Annotated in this window: 17 protein-coding genes; 7 read left to right on the top strand and 10 right to left on the bottom strand. The window is 51.4% G+C overall.

Translation table 11 applies throughout. The annotated features are described in order from the left end of the window. Positions 1 to 16: 16 nt before the first annotated feature. From ACMYSL_RS25220 to ACMYSL_RS25250, 7 genes are all read right to left on the bottom strand, one after another. Complete coding sequence (locus tag ACMYSL_RS25220) at positions 17 to 712, bottom strand: fimbrial biogenesis chaperone (RefSeq protein WP_434660283.1); 696 nt, start codon at positions 710 to 712, stop codon at positions 17 to 19. A 72-nt stretch (positions 713 to 784) separates the two neighbouring features. After that, positions 785 to 1,345 (bottom strand): fimbrial protein, encoded by a 561-nt coding sequence (locus tag ACMYSL_RS25225; RefSeq protein ID WP_434660285.1) that lies wholly within the window; start codon positions 1,343 to 1,345, stop codon positions 785 to 787. A 196-nt stretch (positions 1,346 to 1,541) separates the two neighbouring features. Further along, positions 1,542 to 1,910 carry a winged helix-turn-helix domain-containing protein gene (locus ACMYSL_RS25230; protein ID WP_434660286.1) on the bottom strand — a complete coding sequence of 123 codons (369 nt, stop codon included), beginning with the start codon at positions 1,908 to 1,910 and terminating at the stop codon, positions 1,542 to 1,544. Between the two features lie 562 nt (positions 1,911 to 2,472). After that, complete coding sequence (locus tag ACMYSL_RS25235) at positions 2,473 to 3,537, bottom strand: DUF2955 domain-containing protein (protein ID WP_434660287.1); 1,065 nt, start codon at positions 3,535 to 3,537, stop codon at positions 2,473 to 2,475. Then, a complete protein-coding gene (locus tag ACMYSL_RS25240; RefSeq protein WP_434660289.1) occupies positions 3,527 to 4,594 on the bottom strand; it encodes an HlyD family secretion protein in 1,068 nt (355 codons plus the stop codon). Before ACMYSL_RS25240 ends, ACMYSL_RS25235 begins: the two co-directional genes overlap by 11 nt. A 6-nt stretch (positions 4,595 to 4,600) precedes the next feature. After that, complete coding sequence (locus ACMYSL_RS25245; protein WP_434660290.1) at positions 4,601 to 5,065, bottom strand: MarR family winged helix-turn-helix transcriptional regulator; 465 nt, start codon at positions 5,063 to 5,065, stop codon at positions 4,601 to 4,603. 226 nt (positions 5,066 to 5,291) lie between these two features. Continuing rightward, positions 5,292 to 5,456 carry a DUF1127 domain-containing protein gene (locus ACMYSL_RS25250; RefSeq protein ID WP_182236013.1) on the bottom strand — a complete coding sequence of 55 codons (165 nt, stop codon included), beginning with the start codon at positions 5,454 to 5,456 and terminating at the stop codon, positions 5,292 to 5,294. A 177-nt stretch (positions 5,457 to 5,633) separates the two neighbouring features. On the opposite strand from ACMYSL_RS25250, the gene ACMYSL_RS25255 reads away from it, so the two are divergent. After that, a complete protein-coding gene (locus ACMYSL_RS25255; protein WP_434660292.1) occupies positions 5,634 to 7,058 on the top strand; it encodes a PLP-dependent aminotransferase family protein in 1,425 nt (474 codons plus the stop codon). Positions 7,059 to 7,153: 95 nt separating this feature from the next. On the opposite strand, the gene ACMYSL_RS25260 is transcribed toward ACMYSL_RS25255, so the two are convergent. Next, entirely contained in the window at positions 7,154 to 8,122 is a 969-nt protein-coding gene (locus tag ACMYSL_RS25260) for a hypothetical protein (RefSeq protein WP_434660294.1), read from the bottom strand. 142 nt (positions 8,123 to 8,264) lie between these two features. Between ACMYSL_RS25260 and hsdR the strand changes: the two genes are divergently transcribed. From hsdR to symE, 4 genes are all read left to right on the top strand, one after another. Continuing rightward, a complete protein-coding gene (hsdR, locus tag ACMYSL_RS25265) occupies positions 8,265 to 10,694 on the top strand; it encodes an EcoAI/FtnUII family type I restriction enzme subunit R (protein WP_434660295.1) in 2,430 nt (809 codons plus the stop codon). Positions 10,695 to 10,768: 74 nt separating this feature from the next. Continuing rightward, complete coding sequence (locus ACMYSL_RS25270; protein WP_434660297.1) at positions 10,769 to 12,238, top strand: N-6 DNA methylase; 1,470 nt, start codon at positions 10,769 to 10,771, stop codon at positions 12,236 to 12,238. Then, on the top strand, positions 12,238 to 14,001 hold the full coding sequence (locus ACMYSL_RS25275) for a restriction endonuclease subunit S (RefSeq protein ID WP_434660298.1): 1,764 nt from the start codon (positions 12,238 to 12,240) through the stop codon (positions 13,999 to 14,001). The genes ACMYSL_RS25270 and ACMYSL_RS25275 overlap by 1 nt, the downstream gene beginning before the upstream one ends. Before the next feature lie 215 nt (positions 14,002 to 14,216). Further along, positions 14,217 to 14,564, top strand: coding sequence for an endoribonuclease SymE (gene symE / locus ACMYSL_RS25280; protein ID WP_434660300.1), 348 nt, complete (start codon positions 14,217 to 14,219; stop codon positions 14,562 to 14,564). 46 nt (positions 14,565 to 14,610) lie between these two features. Here the strand turns inward: symE and ACMYSL_RS25285 are convergent, their stop codons facing one another. Next, the gene (locus ACMYSL_RS25285) at positions 14,611 to 16,710 is read right to left on the bottom strand and encodes a GmrSD restriction endonuclease domain-containing protein (RefSeq protein ID WP_434660301.1); all 2,100 of its coding nucleotides are present in this window, start codon (positions 16,708 to 16,710) and stop codon (positions 14,611 to 14,613) included. A gap of 257 nt (positions 16,711 to 16,967) precedes the next feature. Continuing rightward, positions 16,968 to 17,216 carry a hypothetical protein gene (locus ACMYSL_RS25290; protein WP_434660303.1) on the bottom strand — a complete coding sequence of 83 codons (249 nt, stop codon included), beginning with the start codon at positions 17,214 to 17,216 and terminating at the stop codon, positions 16,968 to 16,970. A gap of 64 nt (positions 17,217 to 17,280) precedes the next feature. Here ACMYSL_RS25290 and ACMYSL_RS25295 point away from each other — a divergent pair, with 64 nt between their 5' ends. Next, complete coding sequence (locus tag ACMYSL_RS25295) at positions 17,281 to 18,192, top strand: acetamidase/formamidase family protein (RefSeq protein ID WP_434660304.1); 912 nt, start codon at positions 17,281 to 17,283, stop codon at positions 18,190 to 18,192. Beyond that, complete coding sequence (locus tag ACMYSL_RS25300; protein ID WP_181483779.1) at positions 18,189 to 19,532, top strand: APC family permease; 1,344 nt, start codon at positions 18,189 to 18,191, stop codon at positions 19,530 to 19,532. The genes ACMYSL_RS25295 and ACMYSL_RS25300 overlap by 4 nt, the downstream gene beginning before the upstream one ends. The last annotated feature ends 173 nt before the right edge of the window (positions 19,533 to 19,705 follow it).

The raw sequence follows: 19,705 nt of genomic DNA on the forward strand, positions 1-19,705 counted from the left end.
TAAATACCGCAGCAATTTATTTCGTATCGGGACTCACCGGGCGCAATGCACCGTAGTCATTGATAATCATGGGGTACCAGCTAGGGGTCACGCGCTCCAATGTCCAGGTATGAGTTTCACCTGGTGTTAACATGCTGCCTGCCCCTAATCTTTTCTCCCCCTTTTCATCTTCCGAAAAGTAGGCCACCGTCACATGGTACGGCGTAGCATTGTGCGCGGTAACTTTATTTCCCTGGCGCTTCCAGACAACTTTTTCCGGTGCTTCACTCGCATTTTTAATTAATTTTTGTGGGCGATAAAAGAGTTTCAGCCGAGAGCGAAAGGCCATCGATAGCATATTTTTCTCTGCTAGCTCACCTTTCACCGTTGGCGGAATTTCAAGAACATTAAGATAAAAAATAGATTCTTTATCCTGCGGCAATACTTCACCTGTATAGCGAATACGTAGCGTTTGCCCTTTCCCGGCATTAACGCGATTAATCGGCGGGGTTAATACAAACGGCGCGGTTGCCGTATCCGGGGTTGAAGTTGGATCGCCATTATCCACCCAGGACTGGATAAGTACCGGCATACTGCCTTTATTTTCCATCATCACGGTGACTTCCCGCTCGGTTGCCGGGTAAATAACACGCGTTCCGGAGATAACCACTGAGCCCCAGGCAGGAAAGACCGCAGTTATCGCAAACAGCATAGTAAGAATGCTTTTTTTCATTACGGAATCCTTCCTGTTAACCGATGGAATTCCTTCCATCGGTGTTTCACATGTCATCCAATGACGATGAATTTACTGATAGTTAATGCTGAAGCTGACGTTGCTGGTTACAAGACCTGGAGTCGTTGCACCGGTCGCATAGTACTGAACGGCATAAGGCAGAATGGTGGTACCAGTACTCGCCCCGGCAGTATTCGGAATAACAACCGGCGTGTTGGTTGAACTTTGCGAGTTATGGCCCACCTTAATAGCGCTATCGCTTTGAACATCAACCAACTGCAGTTGGACGTTGCCAGCACCGGTTGAAGTGGTATTCACCAGGTTATTGGTAACGCTGTCTACAGTTGCGCCACCTTCAAAGTAAGCGGCCGCCGTAGACGTGGTTACCAGGCCGGTACAACCAGAAAGCTCGATATTAAATTGAGTACGACCACCAGTGGTGCCCGAAGTCGCCAAAGACGCGGTTGAAAGTGTCGGTAATACGACCGTAGCCGGAGATGCTGAACCATCAATAGCAATCTGGCAGGTAGAATCAGTTAAACTACCCTTGAAATTGATTTGCCCATCAGAGGCCTGAGCGCCCGCAGCAACCAGGCAGGAAACCACAGCGGTAGATAATAATAAACGCTTCATATTTAACTCCATGTTAAAAAAGTCCCTGGATAAGGGGATGTCATTTATAAAAAACACTTCCGTTGGAATTTAAACGCCAACATACACGGTCCCATAGCAGTCAATTATTTATTAGCACTGATATAGTAATATTAGTACTGATAAAGTTGCCACCTGGTTTATATATTTACAAAATAAATATCTGCACAACCAACAATCAAGATTGGTAGAGTATTTTTATATTATCAGAGGTAATTCTGTACCCTTTCCCAGGGATTCGCTCAATCATATTCTCGTCAACGCCAGCTAACATCAGGTTTTGCTTTAAGGCTGATATCACCTGCACTAATCTGGAATGTGACGAACTCAACCCATTTTTATCCCAGACATGATGCATGATTTCATTATCGGTAATAACTTCCTTTTGATGTTGCATTAGAAGAAAGAATAAAAGATTAGACATAGTACTACGTAAAGCAATAGGACTATCCCCATGCAACTGACTAGAAACACTAACAATTTTAAGTGGGCTATCGAAACAGAAAATTGCATCATCAATCAGAAAACCAAAAACAGAGAATGACATTCACATATCCTCATATAATTATCCATAATTATATATCAAGTGAATATAATTTTTTCCCGGCGCAGCCTAATAATAATCTTATTTCCTGAAATGATTATAATCCCAATATTAAAAAAACCTCAAGATTCATTACTTTTAGAGTAAAACACTATTGAAACCAAAAAATCAAGAGTAAAAAACTGATGAAATTCAGAATTGTGAAGTAAAAAACCAAAACACTTAAAGAATAATCTCAATGAGATAATGCAAAATATTAAAAACATAAAACTTTATTTAGCAAAAAATCAGGATAAAAAACCATTGCAGAAGAATGTAATTTAAAAATCAACAAATTACAAACACATGAAATGCCCGGATAAAAGTATGAACTAAATTCATTTTATGTAACAAAAACCAAAAGCATTCGTATTTATGATTGTTTACCAACCAAATATTCTTTTTATTTATTTAAAATAAGCTCGCTCTTATTCGATATTATTTTAGGGGGAATAAAAAAGACCTCCCCCTTTCATTTTCAACGAAACGTTAAACCAAAATTATTATTCCTAAGCCAAAATACGGATTACTCCGTCATCACAAACCGCGTCGGCGTAAAACAGTTCAGGATTCGATGCACCAGAAAAACCATCGTCAGCGTTGCCACCAGCGCGACGGTTACGGAGGTGATGCGGTACAGATCGCTGAATATCAGATCCTGGTCCGGATGCAGGTTCTGGCCGAACATAATGCCGATGGTGGTTATGCTGGCAAAGCCCACTCCCGCGCCGACTTTCTCCATCACATGCAGGCGAGCGCTAAAGGCCAGGCCGAGGCCAATCAGCGGCATCATCAGCACCATATGGTTGCTGAAATCATAGATAACCAACTGCACCAGCAGAATATAGAGACAGGCGAGCACCACCCCCACCACGCGCCAGATCGAGCTGATCACCGCGCCGCGATAGTGCATCGGGAAGAGAATTAAAATCCCCGCCATCAGCGCCGACAGGGAATCACTCAAATCGCAGACCTGGAAGATAACAAAGATCATCGTCGCCACGGTGCCGGAGAGCAGCGATTCATGGCGAATACGCGCGGCATCTTTTTCAATGCGCGGCGGTGGCTTGCGCGGTTCCACGTCCGGGATAAAGTAGTTCAGCAGCGCGCTGAGGGCCACCGCCATCACGCAGGCCTCCATGTTGGAGAACATCAGCGTGTGCCAGTTGCTGGTGGGATAGCTCATAAAGTTGAGCATCGTGCTCTGACACACCACGCCCATCGAACCCAGCAGAAACAACGGCCCCTGGCTCATAAAGCGAAAACGCATCACATACAGGCCAAACACGACCAGGGTCATAATCACTGGCCACTGCGAAAGATAGCCGACGATCAGCACCATTTCGACGCAGTTCACCGCTGCGCTAAATACAAACTGCCGCGCCACATGACGGTTAAATACCGGCACCAGCGACAGCAGCATCAGCGGGTAAACCACGAAAAAGACGCCGTACTGCACGTCGTAGAAAGTCGAAATGCTCAGCGCGATAGTTCCGGCGACGGCGATGCGCAGCGTCTGGCGAAAATCATTCGCCGTGTAGACGATATTGCCATGCGGGGTAAAGACCCGCGCCAGAGTATTAATAGACATAATGCAGCAGGCTCACCAGATGGATCTGCGCCCCAGCAAAGGTGCGGGCAAACGGGCCATCGCTATTATAGAGCTGCACCGTGGCGCGCGCGCCGGTGGGCAGCGGCTTGTCCAGCGGCTCCTCCAGCGCCACGTGGATACGCATGCGCTGGGCATCGCGCACCCAACGGGTGGACTGCTCAGGCTGCGACAGCTGGCCGTTGACTTCTTCCTGCCCGGCCAGAATCCCGGCATCGCTGCTGGTAACGCGCGCTTTAAAGACTTTACCCGGCAGCGCATCAAATACCACCGCCGCATCGGTATTCACGCCGGTGTGGCGCAGGCTCTTCTCGCGGAAATCGGCAACAATATCGGTGTGATTGCTCACCAGCGCCAGCAGCGGGGTGGCGGCAGTGGCGTACAGTCCGGGATTGAGCTGAAGGTTGCTTACCATGCCGTCAGTTTCAGCGCGAACCTGCGTCCAGCCGAGGTTAAGCTGCGCCTCTTCCAGCGCGTTGCGATACTTTTGCAGCGTCACGTTACGCGCATCATCGCGTTCGCCGCGCTGGATCAGCAGATTCTGGATGCTGGCGCTGAGCGCGCTGACCGACTGTTCGCTGGTCTGCCAGGTGGTGCGCACCTTATCCAGGTCCGACTGGGAGACGTTCTGCATGGTGCTCAGCCGCTGATAGCGGTCAAGCGTAACCTTGTCGTTGCGGGCGGTGTACTGGGCGGTGCGCAGGTTGGCGCGGGCAGAGGCGATCTGCGCGTCCAGCTGCTGGTTGCTCAGCTTCGCCTGCTCAAGAGCGATTTGCGCGGCCTCTACTTTGTTGATAAACGGCGTCGGGTCCAGCTCATAGAGCAGATCGCCCTTCTTCACCTGGCTGTTGTTATGGACATAGACATGGGAGACATAGCCGGAGACGCGCGATGATACCGGCGTGACCACGCGCATCACGGTGGAGTCCGGGGTGAGCGGGATCCAGATATCGGCAACGATAAACCAGGCGAATATCGCCAGGAACGCGGCAATACTCACCCTTACCCAACGGGCAAACTTCTGTTCAGGGGTCATCATAGTTTTTTAGATCTTATTATCTTCTTCGCGGATAGTCCGCAGATTGCAGGCGATGTGATTTAACGTGGCGCTGAAGGTGGCGAGTTCCGCCTCGGGAATGGTTCGGGTGACGCGATTTTGATAAGTCTCAATCACGCGGTTCAGCTCGTCCAGCCTCGAGCGGCCTTCCGCCGTCAGCGTCAGCAGGCGTATGCGTTTGTCATAGGGCGATGTAGAACGCAGCAGATAGCCCTGCTTTTCCAGCTGCGTGAGGGTGCGCATCAGCGGCGGCAGTTCAATGCCCTGCACCTCCGCCAGTTCGCTGACCGAGACGTTATCCCCCAGCTGATGCAGCTGCATCAGCACCGTCCAGCTTGACTGGGTCAGGCCGGTATCGGTAATGGCAGAATCGATAATCGCGCGCCACTGGCGCACCACCATCGCCATGCGCATCCCCATCGGGCGGCGGGCAAACAGGTCGTCTTCGGTCATCTTCTTTTCCTCATTTAACGATAAGGAAAATAATACTTATCATGGTAAGTATCAAGAAACGAAGGATAGAGAAGCATGAAATGATAAATTATGTGAATGTAAATTCCCGATAGAGTATCGGTTTGGTAACCCGGACAGGCGCGTCAAGCGCCGCCTCCGGGAAAACCCCGGTCGCGCTGACGCTTACCGGGGCTACGAACGCGCGCTGGGTGAAAAACCGCACGTTTTAATTGATCTGATCCCGGCGCAATCCGACGTCTCTCAACTGTTCATCGCTCATTCGCCGCAAGATCCGTCGCGTTTGCATCCGAAGCCACCATTTTCTGATCGCCCGCCCTAAAAATACCAAGCCGATAAACGGCTGTTTTGCCCGGTTCTCGTGAAATTCCATCCTCTGCCTCCTCGCCTTGCCAGAGGCTTTATCTTCGCGGATCCGGGGCCAGACAATACAGATTCACAAAACACTTTTCTTTAACATACAGATTGATTAAAACGATATCTGCGTGCGGTTTTCACCGCCTATCTGTACTGGTTTATCCATCTGTATGGCAACAAAAAGGGATACAGCATGACTCGCTACCAACATCTGGCCAATTTGCTGGCTGAACGTATTGAACAAGGTCTGTATCGCCACGGCGAGAAGCTGCCCTCCGTGCGCAGCCTGAGCCAGGAGCACGGCGTCAGCATCAGCACCGTCCAGCAGGCGTATCAGACGCTGGAGCAGCGCCAGCTCATCACCCCGCAGCCGCGATCCGGCTATTTTGTTGCCCCGCAAAAAGCCCAGCCGCCGGTACCGCCGATGTCACGCCCGGTACAACGCCCGGTGGAAATAACCCAGTGGGATCAGGTGCTGAACATGCTTGACGCCCGCAATGACAAAACCATTATCCCGTTCGGCGGCGGCTCCCCGGACGTATCTCAGCCAAGTTTAAAACCGCTATGGCGCGAGCTCAGCCGGGTGATCCAGCATAATATTATCGACGTGCTGAGCTACGATGAGCTGGCCGGACGCCGCGAACTGCGCGAGCAGATCGCCCGCCTGATGCTCGATGGCGGTTCAGTCGTCACCGCCGACGAGCTGGTGATCACCAGTGGCTGCCACAGCGCGCTGTCGCTAGCCCTGCTCGCGGTGTGCCAGCCCGGCGATATCGTTGCCGTCGAATCCCCTTGCTATTACGGCACCATGCAGATGCTGCGCGGCTTAGGGCTAAAAGCCATTGAGATCCCCACCGATCCGAATAGCGGGATCAGCGTCGAAGCCCTGGAGCTGGCGCTGGAGCAGTGGCCGATCAAAGGGGTCATTCTGGTGCCGAACTGCAACAACCCGCTGGGATTTATCATGCCGGACGCCCGCAAACGCGCCGTGCTGTGCCTCGCCCAGCGCCACGATATCGTGATTTTTGAGGATGATATTTACGGCGAGCTGGCGACCGACTACCCGCGCCCGCGCACCATCCACTCGTGGGATATCGACGGCAGGGTCATACTCTGTAGCTCGTTTACCAAAACCATCGCGCCCGGCCTGCGCATCGGCTGGGTCGCCCCGGGCCGCTACTATGACCGGCTTTTACAGATGAAATACGCCGCCAGCGGCACTAACGTTCCCTCGACTCAGTTGGCGGCCTCCATCTTTATTCGCGAAGGCCACTATCACCGCCACGTGCGGCGAATGCGGCAGATCTACCAGCGCAATATGGAGATCTACACCTGCTGGCTGCGAGAATATTTTCCCTGCGGCATCTGCGTCACCCGTCCAACCGGCGGCTTTATGCTGTGGGTCGAACTGCCCGAGCAGGTGGATATGGTCTGCGTCGCCAAACAGCTGTGCCGCATGAAGATCCAGGTCGCGCCGGGATCGCTATTTTCGGCATCGGGGAAGTATCGTAACTGCTTAAGGATCAACTGCGCCCTGCCGCCGATTGAGAAGCACCGGGAGGTGATGGTGCAGCTGGGCATGGCGGTGAAGGTGGCGATGGAGTGGGAAGCGGAGTGAGACTGCGCAGACGGAGGCTACAGCTTCCCCGTCGTCTGCGGGCCGGTAGCCCGGACAAGGCGCGTCAAGCGCCGCCTCCGGGGAAGATGTTTCTATTATTTTAACCACGCAGGAATATTATATTCAGGTAAGTATTCGACTGCATAAGAATCTTTCCTGTTGCTACCTTTTTGGCAAGTAAGCTCATAGAAACCCCATTTATCATTTTTATCTGAATAAAAAACGGTATATTTATCAGAATTAAATCCAAAGTATTTTTCATTTTTATTATTCACTTTTAGATCACCGCATTTTGCTTCATCATGCCATTCATAGTTGATGGTTCTGTTTAACACATAGTAAGCAACATCACCAATCAACTTAGGAACGAGTAGAAACAAAAAAACTGACATAATAAAGGCACCCGTTAATGTAAATATTCGATACCCTTTCGCTTTATCACCGTAAGTGATAAATAATCCATAACAAATTGGTTGTGATAGCCATAAGAAGAACATAAGGAACGCCGTGGCTTTCCAGCAATATTCTAACCATGGCGAGGAAGATAGCGCCAGATTGCTGATTTGCCAGAAAATACTGGCTGAATAACTACTGGTAAATGTAAAAACACCTGAAAACACGGTAACTGCCAAGCCGATAATTTTAAGGGTTTTTGCTGTATTATTTCTAGCAAGATCTAAAACCGTCAAAATGCTGCTAATGAGGATAGAGACTGAAAATAAAATTGCTAACCAATACGTTATGGTGTTGACAAACACATTAGCAGACAACAATAAAAGCAAAAAAATTGACCATGCAGTTAGCGATAGAATACCAGCAAACCGAGTCAATAAATGGTCATTGCCTGTGCGTACAAAGAAACTGATATATTCCCTGATTCGAATTTCTTGAGTGCAAGAGAATATTAAAATAGATATAAAAAGAAATGCAACCAGGTAACTTTTTAAAGGAAACTTATAGGGAATTAAATAGATTGCGATCATGCCGTAAACAACCACCGCAGCATCCAATTTTTTCCGTTTAAAATGCTGAAAAAACATCCTCCATACTTGAATAATTTCCATATTAAAACCTCATTTATTTGAACATAACATTCACGAATGTTTCTAAAACAGTGAGTTAACACCAATAATGCACACAGACCGTAATGATTTCTCCTAATTTTCTGTGTAGAATTTGTCCATTGCTATTTGATGAGACAACCCAATGGCTGACCTGAACCTGAGTACCCTGACGGAAGCAGACATCATCACCAAACGCGTTATGCCCGCCATCCTTGATGCTGGCTGGAACGACACAACGCAAATCAGACAAGAGGTCAAACTCCGGGACGGTAAGGTCATCGTGCGCGGCAAAGTCGCGGCGCGTAGAACGGTGAAATCCGCCGATATCGTGCTGTATCACAAGCCGGGGATTCCACTGGCGGTCATTGAAGCCAAAGCCAACAAACACGAAATCGGCAAAGGGATGCAGCAAGGCATCGAGTACGCGCGCCTGTTGGACGTTCCTTTCGTCTTCGCCACTAACGGCGACGGTTTTATTTTCCGTGATGCCACGGCAACTGAAGGCGAGCTGCTCGAAAAACACATTACCCTGGATGAGTTTCCATCCCCAGCCGAACTTTGGCACAAGCTCTGCGTCTGGAAAGGCTACACCGAAGCCCAGCTCCCGGTGATTACTCAGGACTACTACGACGACGGCAGCGGCAAAGCGCCGCGTTATTACCAGCTACAGGCCATCAATAAAACCATTGAAGCCGTTTCCGCCGGGCAGAACCGCGTTCTGCTGGTAATGGCGACCGGAACGGGGAAAACCTACACCGCCTTCCAGATTATCTGGCGCTTATGGAAAGCGAAAAGTAAGAAGCGGATCCTGTTCCTCGCCGATCGCAACATTCTGGTCGATCAGACCAAAAACAACGATTTCCTGCCCTTTGGCACGGCGATGACCAAGGTCACCGGGCGCACCATCGACCCGGCATTTGAAATCCATCTCGCGCTGTATCAGGCCATTACCGGCACGGAAGAAGAGCAGAAAGCCTTTAAGCAAGTTGCGCCGGATTTCTTCGACCTGATTGTGATCGACGAATGCCATCGCGGCAGTGCCTCGGAAGACAGCGCGTGGCGCGAAATCCTCGACTATTTCAGCGCCGCCACGCAGATTGGCTTAACCGCCACGCCGAAAGAGACCCATGAAGTCTCCAGCACCGATTACTTCGGCGACCCGGTCTATATCTACTCGCTGAAAGAAGGTATCGAAGACGGCTTCCTTGCCCCTTATAAAGTGGTGCGCGTCGATATCGACGTCGACCTCCAGGGCTGGCGTCCCACCAAAGGCCAGACGGATAAAAACGGCGAGCTGATCGACGACCGTATTTACAACCAGAAAGATTTTGATCGCACGATGGTGATTGATGAGCGTACCGAACTGGTGGCGAAAACCATCACCGATTACCTCAAGCGCACCAACCCGATGGATAAAACCATCATCTTCTGTAACGACATCGATCACGCGGAGCGGATGCGCCGCGCGCTGGTCAATCTCAACCCGGAACAGGTCAAGAAGAACGACAAGTACGTGATGAAAATCACCGGCGATGACGACATTGGCAAAGCCCAACTGGATAACTTTATTAACCCCAAAAAGGCCTATCCGGTTATCGCCACCACCTCCGAGCTGATGACCACCGGCGTCGATGCCAAAACCTGCAAACTGGTGGTACTGGACCAAAACATTCAGTCGATGACCAAGTTCAAGCAGATCATCGGCCGCGGCACCCGCATCGATGAACGCTACGGCAAGCTATGGTTCACCATCCTCGACTTCAAAAAGGCTACCGAACTGTTCGCCGATGAGCGCTTCGACGGTATCCCGGAAAAGGTGATGGACACCACGCCGGAAGATATCGCCGACCCGGAGTCTGATTTTGAAGAGCAGTTCGACGAGCACGAAGAAGAGACTGAAGATGACATCACCGGTGCCGATGAAGATCCCGCGCCGTATACCGTCACCGGTTCAGACGATGTCGGCCCGCTGCCGGAAGATGACGAGAACAAAGTGCGCAAGTTTCACGTCAACGGCGTCGCCGTCGGCGTGATTGCCCAGCGCGTGCAGTATTACGATGCCGACGGCAAGCTGGTCACCGAATCCTTCAAAGACTACACCCGCAAAACGCTGCTCAAAGAGTACGCCTCGCTGGATGATTTCACCCGCAAGTGGCAGAACGCCGAGCGCAAAGAGGCCATCATCAAGGAACTGGAGCAGCAGGGGATCATCTGGGAAGTGCTGGCGGAAGAGGTCGGTAAAGAGCTCGACCCGTTCGACATGCTGTGCCACGTGGTGTATGGTCAGCCGCCGTTAACCCGCAAAGAGCGGGCGGAGAACGTGCGTAAGCGCAACTACTTCACCAAATACTCCGACGCCGCGCAGACGGTGCTGAATACGCTGCTGGATAAATACGCCGACGCGGGCGTGCAGGAAATAGAGAGTATTCAGGTGCTGAAGCTCAAGCCGTTCGACAGCATGGGTACGCTGCCGGAGATCATTAAAAGCGGATTCGGCGACCGTAACGGGTATAATCAGGCCATCAGCGAGCTGGAGAGCGAAATCTACCACTTACCGCCCCGCTCCGCGTAACCACTCCCCTTTTGTGCCTTCTGCTGCCACCGCGTAGCAGAAGGCCTTATTGTTAATGAAACATGGAACACATCATGTCAATCAGCTCGGTTATCAAATCCTTACAAGACATTATGCGCAAAGACGCTGGCGTGGACGGCGATGCGCAGCGTCTCGGCCAGCTCTCCTGGCTGCTGTTTCTGAAAATCTTTGACGCCCAGGAAGAGGCGCTGGAACTGGAGCAGGATAACTATCAGTACCCGATCCCGCAGCGCTACCTGTGGCGCACCTGGGCGGCAAACGCCGAGGGCATTACCGGCGATTCCCTGCTGGAATTCGTCAACGACGACCTGTTCCCGGCGCTGAAAAACCTCACCGCGCCTATCGATAAAAACCCGCGCGGCTTTGTGGTCAGACAGGCGTTCAGCGATGCCTATAACTACATGAAAAACGGCACCCTGCTGCGTCAGGTGATCAACAAGCTCAACGAAATCGACTTCACCAGCGCCAGCGAGCGCCACCTGTTCGGCGACATTTACGAACAGATCCTCAAAGATCTGCAATCGGCGGGCAATGCCGGTGAGTTTTATACCCCGCGCGCCGTCACCCGCTTTATGGTCGATCGTGTCGATCCGAAGCTCGGCGAGTCGATTATGGACCCGGCCTGCGGCACCGGCGGCTTCCTCGCCTGCGCGTTCGATCACGTAAAAAACAACTACGTGCAGAGCGTGGCCGATCACCAGACGCTGCAACAGCAGATCCACGGCGTGGAGAAAAAACAGCTTCCGCACCTGCTGGCGACCACCAATATGTTGCTGCACGGCATCGAAGTGCCGGTGCAAATTCGTCACGACAACACCCTCAACAAGCCGCTGTCGTCGTGGGATGAACAGCTGGATGTGATCGTCACCAACCCGCCGTTCGGCGGCACCGAAGAAGACGGCATCGAGAAGAACTTCCCGGCAGAAATGCAGACCCGCGAAACGGCGGACTTGTTCCTGCAACTGATTATTGAAGTGCTGGCGAAAAACGGCCGCGCGGCGGTGGTACTGCCGGACGGCACGCTGTTTGGCGAAGGCGTGAAAACCAAGATTAAAAAGCTGCTCACCGAGGAGTGCAACCTGCACACCATCGTGCGTCTGCCGAACGGCGTGTTTAACCCGTACACCGGGATCAAAACCAACCTGCTGTTCTTTACCAAAGGCCAGCCGACCAAAGCGATCTGGTTCTACGAGCACCCGTACCCGGCGGGGGTGAAGAACTACAGCAAAACCAAGCCGATGAAGTTTGAAGAATTCCAGGCCGAGATCGACTGGTGGGGCAACGAGGCTGACGGCTTCGCCAGCCGCGTCGAGAACGAGCAGGCGTGGAAGGTCAGCATCGACGAGGTGATTGCCCGCAACTTCAATCTCGATATCAAGAACCCGCACCAGGCGGAAACTGTCAGCCACGATCCCGACGAACTACTGGCGCAGTACGCCAAGCAGCAGGATGAAATCCAGACCCTGCGCCACCAGCTGCGCGATATCCTCGGCGCGGCGCTCTCCGGTAAGGAGGCCAACTGATGGCGGTGGAAAAACTGATTGTCGACCATATCGACACCTGGACCACGGCGCTGCAAACCCGCTCCACGGCGGGGCGCGGCAACTCGGGTAAGATCGACCTGTACGGCATTAAGAAGCTGCGCGAGCTGATTCTGGAGCTGGCAGTGCGCGGGAAACTGGTGCCGCAGGACTCGAACGACGAACCGGCGTCGGTGCTGCTGGAGCGTATTGCGGAGGAAAAATCCGAGCTGGTGAAGCAGGGGAAAATTAAGAAGCAGAAGCCGCTGCCGGAGATTAGCGAAGAGGAGAAACCATTTGAGCTACCGGAGGGGTGGGACTGGGCAAGAATCAATGATATTGCTTTATTTACAAATGGATATGCATTTAAGAGTAGTGAGTTTCAAGATTCTGGAGTTGGTATAGTCAAAATAGGTGATATTGACATTTCAGGATTTATTTCTACTGGAGGCATGTCATATGTTAGTGAAAAAAATATAAATGTATTACCGGAAGAAATGAGGGTTAATCCTGGCGATATGGTTATTGCTATGTCTGGAGCGACAACAGGGAAGCTAGGGTTTAATAAAACAAAAAACACGTTCCTTCTAAACCAACGAGTCGGTAAAATTGCGCCTTACTCAGTTGATAAAGAGTTCATTTATCACTATTTATCTACAAGAATTGAAGCGAATCTATCTATTTCTTTAGGCAGTGCAATACCAAATATTAGCACAGCACAAATAAATAGTATTATTATTCCAATACCCCCATCAAATGAACAAATTAAAATAACCGCCAGAGTTAAATCACTTATTTCCCTCTGCAATCAATTGGAGCAATCATCCCTAGCTAGCCTGGACGCCCATCAACAGCTGGTTGAAACCCTGCTAACCACACTAACCGACAGCCAGAACGCCGATGAACTGGCCGAAAGCTGGGCGCGTATCAGCGAGCATTTCGACACGCTGTTTACCACCGAAGCCAGCATTGACGCCTTAAAACAGACCATTCTGCAACTGGCGGTGATGGGCAAACTGGTGCCGCAGGATCCGAACGACGAACCGGTCTCTGAACTGCTCAAACGTATTGCGCAGGAAAAAGCGCAACTGGTGAAAGACGGGAAAATTAAAAAACAAAAACCGTTGCCACCGATTAGTGATGAGGAAAAACCATTTGAATTGCCAGATGGATGGGGATGGTGCCTATTCGAAGACGTCGTTGATATCCAAAGTGGTATAACTAAAGGAAGAAATTTAGCCAACCGAAAGCTGATTTCAATCCCTTATCTACGTGTGGCTAACGTTCAGCGTGGTTATCTTGACCTTTCAGAAGTTAAAGAGATTGATATCCCTGAGGAAGAGAAGGATAAATATCATGTTATTAAAGGAGACCTTTTAATAACAGAAGGTGGTGACTGGGATACTGTTGGTAGAACAACTGTGTGGTGCCATGATTGGTATATAGCAAATCAAAACCATGTTTTCAAAGGAAGAATTATAGGACAAGACATTGATCCTTACTGGCTTGAGACATACATGAATAGTCCTTATTCAAGAGATTATTTTGCTAGTGCAAGCAAGCAAACAACCAACTTAGCATCTATTAATAAGACTCAGTTAAGAGGTTGCCCTGTAGCGATCCCTCCAAGTAGTGAAGCAGATAAAATCATGCTCAAATTGAATGATTTTAATGAATTATGTGAAAAACTTAAATTAAAAATTCAATCTGCCCAACAAACCCAGCTCCACCTGGCCGACGCTCTCACCGACGCCGCCATAAATTAACCCGCCCCCAGAAACCAATAAAGCGGCTAAATAGCCGCTTTATTCCCATCACCAGAAATAATCCATCCCCGCATCCACGCCCTTATTTTCATTCATTTTCAGCTGGACTTTCCTTCTATTCCCTGATGATATGTACAGGTATTTTTCGCAAGACGCCCGTGCTGCAACACGAGCGCCTCGCTAATCACAATCCCTATTGAAAAGGAATAGAGACCATGACTACCCCGCATTCTATTGCAGAATTCACCGATCCAGAAGTCTCCCCGGAAAATAACCGTAAAGGTACCGTCAGTTACGCGAGCCGCTTTGAAGATCATCAGCGTATCCCGGCGATTATCATGAAAGGCCAGTGGCTGGAAGCCGCCGGTTTTGCCACCGGCACCAAAATTGATATCAAAGTGATGGACGGCTGTATCGTACTGACGGCAAAGCAGCCGGAGCCGGAAGAGCCCGCATTGCTACAGTCGCTGCGCCGGGTGTCTAAATTATCCGCGCGTAAGCAGCGTCAGGTGCAGGAGTTTATCGCCGTCATTGCCGATAAGCCCTGCAAGCGGAAACCATAAAATCAGCCATCCGGCAACCTCCGCGCTGCCGGGTTGACGCTCGAGGCTACGCCGCCGCGCTATCCATCTGTTTTTCAAACGCCTGGCGAATCAGCCCCATAACATACGGCAACTGGGCAATATCGCTGAAACCGACCTCTACATCACCATTGCCCCAGCGACCAAGATCCGTTACATCTTTTGCCATCCCTTTCGGGTCAACCAGCTCATGGAATGGCATATTCAGCGACAGGCGCAGTCGGCTTTTCTGCGGTACCACGTCGACAAAATTGGTCTCTGCCTTGAAAGCAATATACAGCTTCAGCACGTCCTGGGTGATGCTTGCATCCAGCTTTAAAATTTCCGGCGCCAGCTGGTCAAACAGCATCCGGCTGTGCGAACCTACTTCCAGTTGATGGAAGTCCGTCAGGCTGTAGTTCATGGTTTTTTCTGGCTGCTGGCGATACTGGCTCAGCACCTCTTCACTCAGCGCAGGCGCGCACCAGACCTGAACGGCACGCTTCGCCAGACGCTCAGCCCGCGCATCCATCGCTGCTTCATCCCATTTCTCGCACAGCCCCAATCCGGCGTTTAAATGCAACGGACTTTGTTTAAAGCCACCCTCAATATCGCGTTTTTCCACAAAGGCTTTATCACTGTAACGCGAGTTATAGCCGGTTAACGTCAGATTCCCCAGCGTATGCAGCCGTTCTTTATGTATCCGCTGCCAGTCGCTGCCCAATTCTTCACGCCATTTTGCCGGCAGATTTTCATTCTGAGGCATAATGTGTTCAATCGTATATTCATCCACCGCTACGCGCTCTTTACGCTGATAATTTTCCAGGCGACGTAGCCAGTAACTGCGGCTGCGGAAGTTATACAGATCGCGCTCTTTTAATTTAAGACTGAATTCATCATCATCCGGAAATCGTCGGTAGCTCGGCAGTTCCATTAAATGCGCCTGAATACTTTCCAGATAGTTTTCTTTATCCAGTACCCGATAAAACGTGGCGAAGGTTTTATTTAGCGAGTTAGTGGGAATGGCGCACACCGCGCGGCGGAAAACATACGACTCAATCAGTCTTATTGCATCCAGGAAATCATCGCGCGATAAATCATCCTCACGGTAATCGTGATACAGCACCAGCAGGAACGGATAGGCAACATCCACTTTTAATTCCCGCAAATCCTGAAACGCAATCGCGAGTAGTTTATCGCTTTCTTTGCCCAGCGCCATCGCACAAAAATATTCCGCATAGCGTTGAATATCCGCCACCAGCGCATCGACACCCGCTTCGGCGATAGCCTGGCTACGCGCATGCAGTTTAAAGGCGTCATAAACTTCATCAGTACGGGGAATATCCCCTGTTTTGACCGTCAGATAATGGCGCATAAAGCTATCGAAATATTCACTGTAGCCTTTCTGCCCGAAGGCAATTTCCATCGGCCGCCAGTGGTCATCATACAGCCGCGCCTGATGCTCCGGCTCCAGCCCCATCAGAATAAAGTTACGCACTAAATCGGCCTGGCTGAGCGCTTTCCCTGTGGAGTTCATGCTTTCAAAGATCAGCTGCGGATTGTCCTGCCCACGATTGAGCGCCACGTCGACAATCAATAGCTTTGATAACCCGCGACACAGCGAAATCAGGTCATCGCCTAATTTACTGATTTGCTCATCGAAGAATTCAAAATTGGCCGCGATACGCTGCGAACCGTTTTCAGGCAGCGGTTTTTGCTTAATCAGCGCCAGCAGGCTGTCTTTATCGGTCTCCGTCAGCAGCAGCTTATAGCCTCTCTCCCCGGATTCATAAGGGTTGAGCAAATAGTAATTACGTAATTTCATGGCGGAGAAGCCATCAATTAACTCTTCATCACCAAGGTGGCGGGATAGCGCTTCGAGCAGCAGCATTGCGGTGGTCAGACGCTGCTGACCATCAATAACCAGCAACGGAGAAATCCCCGAAACCTGATACAGCCCCTGCTCAATATAAACAACGGAGCCAATAAAATGGGCCGAAATATCATCACGCTGCCCGGCACGAAGAATATCGTCCCAAAGCTGGCGGCATTGCTGCTCAGACCATGAATAGGTGCGTTGATAGATCGGGATAACAAATTGCTGTGAGCGTTTGAGAAAATCAAGTAATCGGGCTTCTGTGGCTTTCATTTTTAGCATTCTCTTCCGTGAAGCATTAAGTACAACAATAATAACCACGCCCATTAATAAGTTAAATGTAAATACTGAATACAGGGCAGGATTGTGAACCGGCACAGAGCATTTCAGCTGTCTGCAGGTCTGGACGTTAATCGCCACCTCAAGGGAACAACGCACAATGCAGCTTCAGGTTTCCTTCCCGGTGGCGCTGCGCTGACCGGGCTACAGGTATCCAACCATCTGCGGACCGGTAGCCCGGAAAAGGTGCGTCAAGCACCGCCTCCGGGATTTTCCCTTCCCTGAGAACAAAAATCCTTACAGTGTGTCAGCAGAGCAATATGCTGAATAATCAATTCATCGCAGTAAACAATTAACAAATGACAACCAAAATTAAAATAATCAGCATATAAATCATCACCACCGCCAATATACTTAAATATATGATTTATCATAAAATACATATCATTTGTGTTTATAAAATCTTGCGTAATTGCCTTCCCATCATAATCCCGATACATTCACCTTCTCCCTGCAAGGGAATTCTAAATATAAAAACACAACAATATAATCGGGATGAATGTCATGAAAATAACCAAAGACCAGGTGGTTTACGCCATGTCGCGGGATAACGCCCCTGTCGCCTCCGTAAGTAGCGGTAGTGAGGTGCTGTTCGAAACCTGCGACTGCTTCTCTGATCAAATCACCTCTGCCGATGCCGTATTCAACGAGCTGGACTGGCAGCGTATTAACCCGGCGACCGGGCCGGTGTACGTTGAGGGTGCCGAGCCGGGCGATGCGCTTAAGGTTACGATCAAGCGTATTACCCTGACAGGTCAGCAAGCGGTGATGGTCACCGCGCCGCAGCTGGGCGTGATTGGCGACGAACTCGATGCCCCGAAGGTCACTATCGTCCCCATTGAAAACGACCATGCCGTACTGCCCGGTAACGTGCGCGTTCCGCTCAATCCGATGGTTGGCGTGATCGGTGTCGCCCCGGCTGGTGAAGCCCTCTCCTGCGGCACGCCGGATAGCCACGGCGGCAATATGGACTGCAAAATGATTACCGCAGGCAGCACGCTGTGGTTGCCGGTCAACGTGCCCGGCGCGCTGTTCGGACTGGGAGATTTACACGCCGCCATGGGCGATGGCGAAGTCTCGGTCTGCGGTCTGGAAATCCCCGGTGAAGTGCTGGTGGAGCTGACGGTGGTCAAAAACCGCAAGCTGCCGCTGCCGATGCTCGAAAACAGCGAGACGCTTTTCACCCTTGCCTCCGCCCTGACGCTTGATGAGGCCGCCGCGATGGCGACTCGCCATATGGCGCACTTTATCGCGGATAACACATCCCTGACGCTGGCGGAAGCCATCAGCATCCTGAGCATCGCAGGCGATCTGCAAATCTGTCAGGTGGTCGACCCGCTGAAAACCTGTCGTTATGCCTTACCGAAATCAGTGGCTGAACAGCTCTCCCTGCGTATTGAAGGGGAGCAGGCATGAGCGTCGAACAGTTTGGCTATAAGCAGGAGCTGCACCGAGCGCTGACGTTCCGCGACCTGCTGGTCTACGGCATGATTTTTATGGTGCCCATCGCGCCGTTTGGCGTCTTTGGCTACGTCTGGGACGGCGCGCAGGGAATGGTGGCGCTGGCCTACCTCATCGGCATGGTGGCAATGTTCTTTACCGCCATGAGCTACTGGTCGATGTCGCGCGCCTTCCCGGTTTCCGGTTCGGTATACGCGTATGCCCAGCGCGGCATTCATCCCATTGTCGGCTTTTTTGCCGGTTGGCTGATCCTGCTAGACTATATTCTGGTGCCGTCGCTGCTCTATATCGTCAGCGCAGCCGCCCTTGCGCCCATGCTGCCTGGCGTTCCGGGCTGGCTGTGGATCGTCGGTTTTATCGCCATCAACAGCCTGATTAACCTGCGCGGCATTACCTTTACCGCGCGCGCCAATAACACGATTTTGATCGCCGAAATCGTGGTGCTGTCGGTGTTCGTCGTGCTGGGGCTGATCGCGCTCTATTCCGGCGCGGGCGCAGGCCATTTGACGCTCGACCCGCTGTATAACGCCGATAAGTTCAGCCTGCCGCTGGTGATGGGCGCGGTCTCTATCGCCGTCCTCTCGTTCCTGGGTTTCGACGGGATCTCCACGCTTTCGGAAGAAACGAAAGGCGGCGTCGATACCGTGGGCAAGGCTTCGCTGGGCGCATTAATGCTGGTGGGTTCGCTGTTTATCCTGCAAACCTGGATTGCCGCCGATCTGGCGCAGGGGATGACGTTCAGCAGCCTCGATACAGCTTTTTACGACACCGCGAATCTGGCGGGAGGCAACTGGCTGAAGTACGTCACTATGTGGTCAACGGTGATCTCCTGGGGGATTGCCAACGCGCTGGTGGCGCAGGCTGCCGTGTCGCGCATTCTGTTTGCGATGGCGCGTGATAAGCAGCTGCCGAAACTGCTGGCGAAAGTACATCCGCGGCTGAAAACGCCTTACGTCAGCACCCTGTTTGTGGCGCTGATTTCCCTGGTTTCCGGCCTTTGGTTCTATGGTGATATCGATAATCTTAGCCGCCTGGTGAACTTCGGCGCATTGATGGGTTTCCTGGTGCTGCATATCGCCGTGATCAACCATTACATCATTCGCAATAAGTCACGCAATCTGGTGATGCATCTGCTGTTCCCGGTGGTGGGTCTGTGTATCATCGGCTTTGTTATCTATGAGATGGACGCTCAGGCGAAGGTGCTCGGGCTGAGCTGGCTGGCAGTGGGCGTCGTCTATTACGTCATGATGCGCCTGGTGCTCAAACGTAATATCGAACTAAATCTGGAAGGGTAGCCTCTCCCCGGCTCGCGCTGCGCTTAGCCGGGCTACGGGTTCCCAGCCGTCTGCGGACCGGTAGCCCGGACAGGCGCGTCAAGCGCCGCCTCCGGGGAAACAACGCGCAATGCAGCTTCAGATTATCTTCCCGATGGCGCTGCGCTGACCGGGCTACGGGTTCCCAGCCGTCT

This window comes from Klebsiella sp. MISC125 (assembly GCF_051131775.1).
In the GTDB taxonomy this organism is placed as follows: domain Bacteria; phylum Pseudomonadota; class Gammaproteobacteria; order Enterobacterales; family Enterobacteriaceae; genus Klebsiella.